Here is a 7763-nt window from a genome sequence, read left to right on the forward strand (position 1 = left end):
CCTGGTCGGCGGCGCCGGTACCGGAAGCGGCGACGGCGGCCGGGGCGACCGGCGGGAAGGCCGAGAGCGTGCTGCCCGCACCCGCCGGCACCGTACCGCAGACCACGCCGAGCAGGAGGACGAGCAGGGACCACAGGGCGACCGGCGCCGGAGTGCGCCGTGCGTGCTGCTCCACACCGCCTCCGTCAGCCGGTTCCCGTGCCCGGTATCTCCGGTCGGCGCGCGCCGGGGCGCGCGAGCTCCACCCTAGCCCGCCCGGCCGGGGGCGAGGGCCGTCGCGGCACCGGGGCGGAAGCGGGCGGCGAGGCCCGGGACGGGAACGGGACGGGAGCGGGACGATGCCACGGGTTGATCACACGACTGTCACAGGAGCCCCGTCCGGCCCTTCCGGGAACGGATTCCGCCGCGGGTTGAAGTAAGAATGTGCACGTCAAGCCAACCATCACGGGGGATTCATCATGCGTCGTCAGCTTCTCACCGCCGCGGCCGTCATCGTGCTCGCGGCCACCGCCACCGCCTGCAACGGCGACGGCACCGACCCTGCGGCCGACCCCGGCGCGTCGGCCGACAAGAGCCCCGCGCCCCAGCAGTCGGACCCGGCGCCGGGCCAGGGCGGCGCGGGCCAGGGCGGCGGCCAGGACAAGGACAAGGGCCAAGGGCAGGACAAGGGCCGGGGCCAGGGCGGCGCGCAGACCGTCGGCGGCAAGCTCACGCTCAAGGGCAAGAAGCCGGGCGAGCAGCTCGACGTCACCCTGAAGGGCTTCGCCGACCCGGCCCACAGCGACAACAAGTACATGAAGCCGGCCGCCGGCAAGCGCTGGGTCGCCGCCCAGTTCGAGCTCGTCAACACCGGCACGGCCGCCTACTCGGACAGCCCCTCCAGCGGTGCCAAGGTCGTCGACGGGCAGGGCCAGTCCTTCACCCAGACCATGGGCAGCGTCACCGAGGGCCCGAAGTTCCCGGTCACCGTGAACATCGCCCAGGGCGCCAAGTCCCTCGGCTGGGTCGTCTTCTCCGTCCCGGAGAACTCCAAGCCCGAGAAGGTGCAGTTCACGCTGGACGGCGGCTTCGGCAACGAGACGGGTGAGTGGACCCTCAAGAAGTGACGTTTGGCACCGGCCGCACGCCCGGCGTCAGTTGGTGGACAGCGAGCCCGCGACGTCCGTGAGCGCATCGAGGACCGGCCGGATGAGCGGGTGGTCCTCGGCGCCGCGGCGGACCGCCGCGAACACGCGCCGGGTCGCGGCCGGGCCCTCGACGGGGCGGACGACCGTGTCCTTCAGCTCCATGCCGCGCAGCGCCGAGCGCGGCACGAGAGCCACCCCGGCACCGGCCCCGGCCAGGGCCACCACGGCGCGGAAGTCGTCCGAGGAGTGCACCAGGCGGGGCTGGAAGCCGGCCAGTTCGCAGGCCAGCACCACCACGTCGTGGCAGGGGTTGCCCGGGTAGGGGCCGACCCAGTCGCTGTCGGCCAGCTCGTCCAGGCTCACACGGGGGCTGCCGGCCAGCGGGTGGGCGGCGTGCAGGACGGCGTCGAAGGGCTCGGCGTAGAGCGGCACGCGCACCAGGCGCAGGTCGTCCTCCCGCGGGGCGCCCCGGTACTCGACGGCGAGGGCCACGTCGGCCTCCCCGTCCAGCACCATCGGCAGGCTCGCGTCGCCCTCGGCGTCGCGCACCCGGAGCCGGATGCCGGGGTGACGGCCGGCGAGGAGCCCGATGACCGGGGCCAGCACCTCGGCGATGCCCGTCGCGAACGCCGCGACGGTCAGCTCCCCGGCCGTGCCGCCCGCGTACGCGGCGAGCTCCGCCTCGGCCCGCTCCAGCTGGGCGACGACCTCGTGGGCGTGGGTCAGCAGGATCTCGCCGGCTGCGGTGAGGCGCACGCCGCGGCCGCTGCGGGTCAGCAGGACATGGCCGGTCTCCTGTTCCAGCGCCGCGAGCTGCTGGGAGACGGCCGAGGGGGTCAGGTACAGCGCGGCGGCCGCGGCGGTCACCGTACGGTGGTCCGCCACGGCCCGCAGGACGCGCAGCCGCCGGGGGTCGATCACCCCGTCATTTTGCCAGGAACGGGCGGTAACCCCGGCGAGGACCCCGGACCGGGGTCCTCGCCGGGTGCCGGGGCTCAGCCCCGCAGTGCGTCGCGCGCGTCGGCGAACGCGGCGACGGCCCGCTCCACGTCGGCGGTGGAGTGCGCCGCGGACAGCTGCACGCGGATCCGGGCGGCGCCCATCGGGACCACCGGGTACGAGAAGCCGATCACGTAGACGCCGCGCTCCAGCAGCAGCTCCGCCATCCGGCCGGCCTCCGCCGCGTCACCGATCATGACGGGAGCGATGGCGTGGTCGCCGGGCAGGATCTCGAAGCCCGCCTCGGTCATCTTCGTGCGGAACAGCTCGGTGTTGGCCTTCAGCCGCTCCCGCAGGTCGCCCGCGGACTCCAGCAGGTCCAGGACCTTCAGGGAGGCGGCGGCGATGACCGGTGCGAGGGAGTTGGAGAAGAGGTACGGGCGCGAGCGCTGGCGCAGCAGGGCGACGATCTCGGCGCGGGCGGCGACGTAGCCGCCGGAGGCGCCGCCGAGGGCCTTGCCGAGGGTGCCGGTGATGATGTCGACCCGGTCCATGACGCCGTGCAGCTCGGGGGTGCCGCGGCCCTCGGGGCCGACGAAGCCGACCGCGTGGGAGTCGTCGACCATCACCATCGCGTCGTAGCGGTCGGCCAGGTCGCAGATCTCGCGCAGCGGCGCGACGTAGCCGTCCATGGAGAAGACGCCGTCGGTGACGATCAGCTTGCGGCGCGCGCCGCCCTCGTTCGCCGCCTGGAGCTGCTTCTCGAGGTCGGCCAGGTCGCGGTTGGCGTAGCGGAAGCGGCGGGCCTTGGACAGGCGGATGCCGTCGATGATGCTCGCGTGGTTGAGGGCGTCGGAGATGACCGCGTCCTCGGCGCCGAGGATGGTCTCGAAGACGCCGCCGTTGGCGTCGAAGCAGGACGAGTAGAGGATCGTGTCCTCCTGGCCGAGGAACGCCGACAGGCGCCCCTCCAGCTCCTTGTGGACATCCTGGGTGCCGCAGATGAAGCGCACCGAGGCCATGCCGTAGCCCCAGCGGTCGAGGGCGTCCTTGGCGGCGCCGACGACCTCGGGGTGGTCGGCGAGGCCGAGGTAGTTGTTGGCGCAGAAGTTGAGGACGTCGCCGGGGGCGCCGCCCGCCGTGACGTGGACGGAGGCGCTTTGCGGGGTGCCGATCACGCGCTCGGGCTTGAAGAGACCGGCCTCGCGGATCTCGTCGAGGGTGGCCTGGAGGTCGTCGCGGACGGACGCGTACATGCGGGGGACTCCTTACGGAAGAAAAAGAGGGGCTGCCGGGCCGGGGCGGCCGCCCGGCGGAGGGGCGGCCGGGCGGGTCAGGCGGTCCAGTCGAGGATGATCTTGCCGCTGCGGGCGGTGGCGGCCTCGTCGAAGGCCGCGTCGAAGTCCTTGTACGAGTACCGTCCGGTGATCACCGGACTGAGGTCGAGGCCGCCCTCGAGCAGCACCGTCATCGCGTACCAGGTCTCGTACATCTCCCGGCCGTAGATGCCCTTGACGGTGATCATCGAGGTGACGACCTTCGCCCAGTCGACGGGGAACTCCTGGGCGGGCAGGCCCAGCATGGCGATTTTGCCGCCGTGCGTCATGTTGGCGATCATGTCGCGCATGGCCTCGGGCCGGCCGGACATCTCCAGGCCGACGTCGAAGCCCTCGCGCAGGCCGAGCAGGCGCTGCGCGTCCGCGATGCCGGCGTCGGAGACGTTGAGGGCCAGGGTCGCGCCCGCCTTGCGGGCGATCTCCAGGCGCGGCTCGCTGACGTCGGTGATGACGACGTTGCGGGCGCCGGCGTGCTTGGCGACGGCCACGGCCATGATGCCGATCGGGCCCGCGCCCGTGATCAGCACGTCCTCGCCGACCAGCGGGAAGGAGAGCGCGGTGTGCACGGCGTTGCCGAACGGGTCGAAGATCGCGGCGACGTCGAGGTCGACCTTCGTGCGGTGCACCCAGACGTTGGAGGCGGGCAGCACGACGTACTCGGCGAACGCGCCGTCGCGGCCGACGCCGAGGCCGACCGTGCTGCGGCACAGGTGGCGGCGGCCGGCCAGGCAGTTGCGGCACTTGCCGCAGACGAGGTGGCCCTCGCCGCTGACCAGGTCGCCGGCCGTGATGTCCTGCACGTCCGCGCCCACGGCGGCGACCTCGCCGACGAACTCGTGACCGAGCACGAGCGGGGTCTTCACCGCGCCCTGGGCCCAGCCGTCCCAGGAGCGGATGTGCAGGTCGGTGCCGCAGATGCCGGTGCGCAGCACCTTGATCATGACGTCGTCGGGGCCGTACTCCGGCTCCGGGACGTCCATGAGCCACAGCCCGGGCTCGGCCTTGTGCTTGACGAGTGCCTTCATGGCTGCGGCTCCAGGCGTGGTGAGGTGACGCGTGATTCTTTTGCGCGCACCAATGTGCCCAGTGGTGACCGTGAAGTCCATCGAGGTTTTCTTAAGCCGGGCAACAGCAGAACTTCACACGGTGCGCGCGGCCGTCACGGCAGGACCCGCGCCGGGCACGGCGAGAGGCCCGTGAGAGGCCCTCGCGCATCCTCGCGAGGGCCTCTCACGGGCCTCATGAGGGCCCTCAGCCGAGGCGGGTCAGCTTGGCCCCCGCGCCCGGTGCCGCCATGTCCTTCCGGAGCGCGACGGGCACCTGCGCCCGGCCCGGGCCGGTTCCTACGGCCAGCGCCCCGACCTCCGTGCCGGCCGCGGCCGCGTGCGGGATGCCCTTGCCGCCGGCGGTGAGTTCGAGCTCCGCCTTCAGCCCGCCCCAGCCCACGGCGCGCAGGTCCGCGGTGGCGACGACCGGCGTCCGGCCGCCGAGGCCGTCATCCACGTACCCCACGACATCACCCTTCCGGACCACCGTGGCGGGGGCGAGGGCGTCCTGCACTGCCTTGATCATCTTGTAGCTGCGCTCCTTGACGACCTTCAGGTGGGCGTTGGCGTCGTTGCTGCCCGGCTGCCGCTGGGCCATGGTCGCGCCGACGATCAGGCGCTCCTTGCCCTCGATCGTCCGCTTCGCCGCCCACATCAGCGTCCCGCCCGCCGGACTGCTCGACCCGGTCTTGATGCCGAGCCCGCCCGGGTTGGAGACCAGCAGGTCGTCGTTGTTGTTGTAGATCCGCCCGGGCAGGCCGGGGACGTCGGCGTTCGGCATCCTGACGATCTTCCGCAGGACGTCGTTCTTCATGACCTCCTCGGCCAGCTTGACCTGGTCCGCGGCGGTGCTCACGGTCGACGCGTCCAGCCCGCTGGGGTCGGTGTACGTCGTGTCGTCCATGCCGAGGTCCCGGGCCGCCTCGTTCATCTTCTTCACGAAGGCGTCCTCCGACCCCGCGTCCCAGCGGGCCAGCTGCCGCGCGATGTTGTTGCCGGAGGGGATCAGCAGCATCTGCAGCATCTGGAACCGGGTGTAGGTCTGCCCCTCCGAGACCTCCACGCGCGACTCCTCCTGGGCGCCCGCCTCCTTGGCCGCCGTGGCGTCGATCGTGATCCGCTCGCCCTCCTCCCCGCTCTTGAGCGGGTGCTCCTTGAGGATCACGTACGCGGTCATGACCTTGGCGACGCTCGCCGTCGGTACGGGCTTCTGCTCGCCGTGCGTGCCGAGGCTGCCGACGCCCACGACCCTGGCCGCCGCCTGGCCCTCCTCCGGCCACGGCATGGAGAACGCCTCGCCGGTGAAGGTGTACGGGTCCCCGGCGAGCGTGAACCGCGGATCCGGCAGCGGCCGCAGCAGCTGGACGACGCCGAGGACGACGGCCAGCAGCAGGACGAGCGGGGCCCAGATCTTCAGCCGCCGCGTCACGGTGCGGGCCGCCGACGGCGGGGGAGCGGGGCGGTTGGTGAGCTGCGCGAGCAGATCGAGCGGGGCGGGCTGCTCCGTGGCCGTTCGTCGTTCCGCGGGCGCGGGCGCGGGCGCGGGTGCGGGTGCGGGTGCAGGCGCAGGTACGGGTGTGGGTACGGGCGCAGGCGCGGGCCGTTCCGTGGGCACTTGCCGTTCCGCGGCTGCCTCCCGGCCCGCGGGTGCCTGCTGCTCCGCGGCTGCCTCGGGCTCTTCCGGTGCCTTCTGCTCCGCGGGCGCCCCGGGCTCCCCTACTGCCGTCTGCTCCGCGGGCTCCGGGCGCTGCGTCGCCGGCTCCTCCGGCTCCTTCTTCCGCTCCGCCACGCCGGGGGACTCGCCTGCCACCAATGTCTCCTCAGATCGTCACCACTCGCCATCGAACCGATGTGCTAGACGAGTGCGACATACCCGGGGGTTCCACCATCAATATGCCGATCCGATGAGCATGCGGGTGTGGCCGGTCCGCCCCTCCGTGGCTCACACGTCCTTGCCGGCTTCTGCGTCCGTGGTTCTCTTCGCCTTCCGGAAGCCCTCGAGGACCTTGCCCTCCGTGCTGAGCCAGCCGTGCTCGTAGTCGAACCGCGGGGCGCCGGCGAAGGTGAGGTAGAGCCACTTGAAGTTCTCGGCGAAGACATACGCGGGGCAGTGGTCGCCCTTGGTCTTGGGCTGCCGGGTGACGTCGGTGACCACCGTGTAGCCGCCCGGGACGCGGTGGTGCTTCCTGAGGTTGCGGAAGTACTGCCAGGCCGTCGTCCGGTAGTACGGGTCCCCGGTCTGCCACCACAGCTGGAAGGCGCAGTTGGCGTATTCGGGACGCAGGTCGTTGCGGCGGCTCAGGGCCTGCAGGCGGGCGTAGTCGATCTCCTCGGGGATGACCTCGTACTTGTCCAGGACGGCCGTCCAGGAACGGTAGTAGTCCGCCGCGAGGTCGTTGTCCCCGCCGACCGGCAGGACGGCGACGGCCAGCGCGGACTGGCGCCGGCTGATCAGCTTCCCGGTGCGGAAGTCGACGTGCTTGAACCAGAGCCTGCCGTCCACGCGCTCCGCCTGGTGCTTGCGCATCGCGGCGGTGAACATCCTGAACCAGTCCCGGCAGTCCTTGTCGTGGAACATCAGCCAGGCGCCCCACAGGTACTCGTAGAACGAGTCCGCCGGGGGGTTCACGGCGACGCTGTCGCGGTCCGCCCACCGGCCGGTCCCGACGTCCAGCCGGGTGGCCAGCAGGTCGAGCGAGGAGCGTCGCTCGACGACCGCGCGCAGGGCGCGCTCGGCCGCCTGCCGGTACCGCCCGTCGCCGGTGACCCGGGAGAGGACGCCGAACTCCAGGATGTTGGTGCCGATCTCGGCCAGCGGCAGCGTCGCACCGGAAACGTGCCCCGTCCGCAGGTTGACGTACCGGTACGGCATGCCGGTGGGCGACGAGGTGAAGGCGGGCAGCAGCCGGTCGGCCAGGTCGGTGCACCGGTCGAGCAGGACCTTCTCCCCGGTGGCGAGGTAGCCCGAAAGGAGGCCCCCCACCAGCCGGATGGTGCACTCGAAAACCTGGAAGTCGGCGTCGACGTCGAAGTCCAGGTGGTTCCTGATCCAGTCGGTGCAGCGGTCGACCTCGGCGTCGAGCTCCATCAGGTAGTGGGTGTCGAGCGCCTCGATGATTGACAGGCCCACCGGGTGGTTCCTGGCGAAGAAGTCGTGGTAGCGGCCTGACACCGGGAGGACCTCGTCGTGCCCCCAGGCGAACCGCTTGTAGCCCTCCCACGCGTGGACGAACTCCGCCCGGATCTCGTCGGCCTTCTCCCGGTCCGCACGGAGCCTCCTGCGCCGCCCGGGCGCGGCCGCCGTGGTGTGCGCG

At 72.2% G+C, this 7763-nt stretch carries 6 protein-coding genes; 1 reads left to right on the top strand and 5 read right to left on the bottom strand.

All coding sequences use genetic code 11. The features are described 5' to 3' along the window. Positions 1-458 precede the first annotated feature (458 nt). Positions 459-1106 carry a DUF4352 domain-containing protein gene (locus V7793_RS29250; protein WP_336011994.1) on the top strand — a complete coding sequence of 216 codons (648 nt, stop codon included), beginning with the start codon at positions 459-461 and terminating at the stop codon, positions 1104-1106. 27 nt (positions 1107-1133) lie between these two features. Here the strand turns inward: V7793_RS29250 and V7793_RS29255 are convergent, their stop codons facing one another. From V7793_RS29255 to V7793_RS29275, 5 genes are all read right to left on the bottom strand, one after another. Further along, positions 1134-2048, bottom strand: coding sequence for a LysR family transcriptional regulator (locus V7793_RS29255; RefSeq protein ID WP_336011996.1), 915 nt, complete (start codon positions 2046-2048; stop codon positions 1134-1136). A 74-nt stretch (positions 2049-2122) separates the two neighbouring features. Further along, the gene (locus tag V7793_RS29260) at positions 2123-3322 is read right to left on the bottom strand and encodes a glycine C-acetyltransferase (RefSeq protein ID WP_336011999.1); all 1200 of its coding nucleotides are present in this window, start codon (positions 3320-3322) and stop codon (positions 2123-2125) included. A gap of 77 nt (positions 3323-3399) precedes the next feature. Continuing rightward, the gene (gene tdh, locus V7793_RS29265) at positions 3400-4428 is read right to left on the bottom strand and encodes an L-threonine 3-dehydrogenase (protein WP_336012001.1); all 1029 of its coding nucleotides are present in this window, start codon (positions 4426-4428) and stop codon (positions 3400-3402) included. Between the two features lie 226 nt (positions 4429-4654). Further along, positions 4655-6259 carry a D-alanyl-D-alanine carboxypeptidase family protein gene (locus V7793_RS29270; RefSeq protein ID WP_336012004.1) on the bottom strand — a complete coding sequence of 535 codons (1605 nt, stop codon included), beginning with the start codon at positions 6257-6259 and terminating at the stop codon, positions 4655-4657. A 132-nt stretch (positions 6260-6391) separates the two neighbouring features. Further along, a partial coding sequence (locus V7793_RS29275; protein ID WP_336012006.1) for a glycoside hydrolase family 47 protein occupies positions 6392-7763 on the bottom strand: 1372 nt, incomplete at its 5' end.

This window comes from Streptomyces sp. KLMMK, assembly GCF_036961605.1.
Taxonomy (GTDB): domain Bacteria; phylum Actinomycetota; class Actinomycetes; order Streptomycetales; family Streptomycetaceae; genus Streptomyces; species Streptomyces telluris.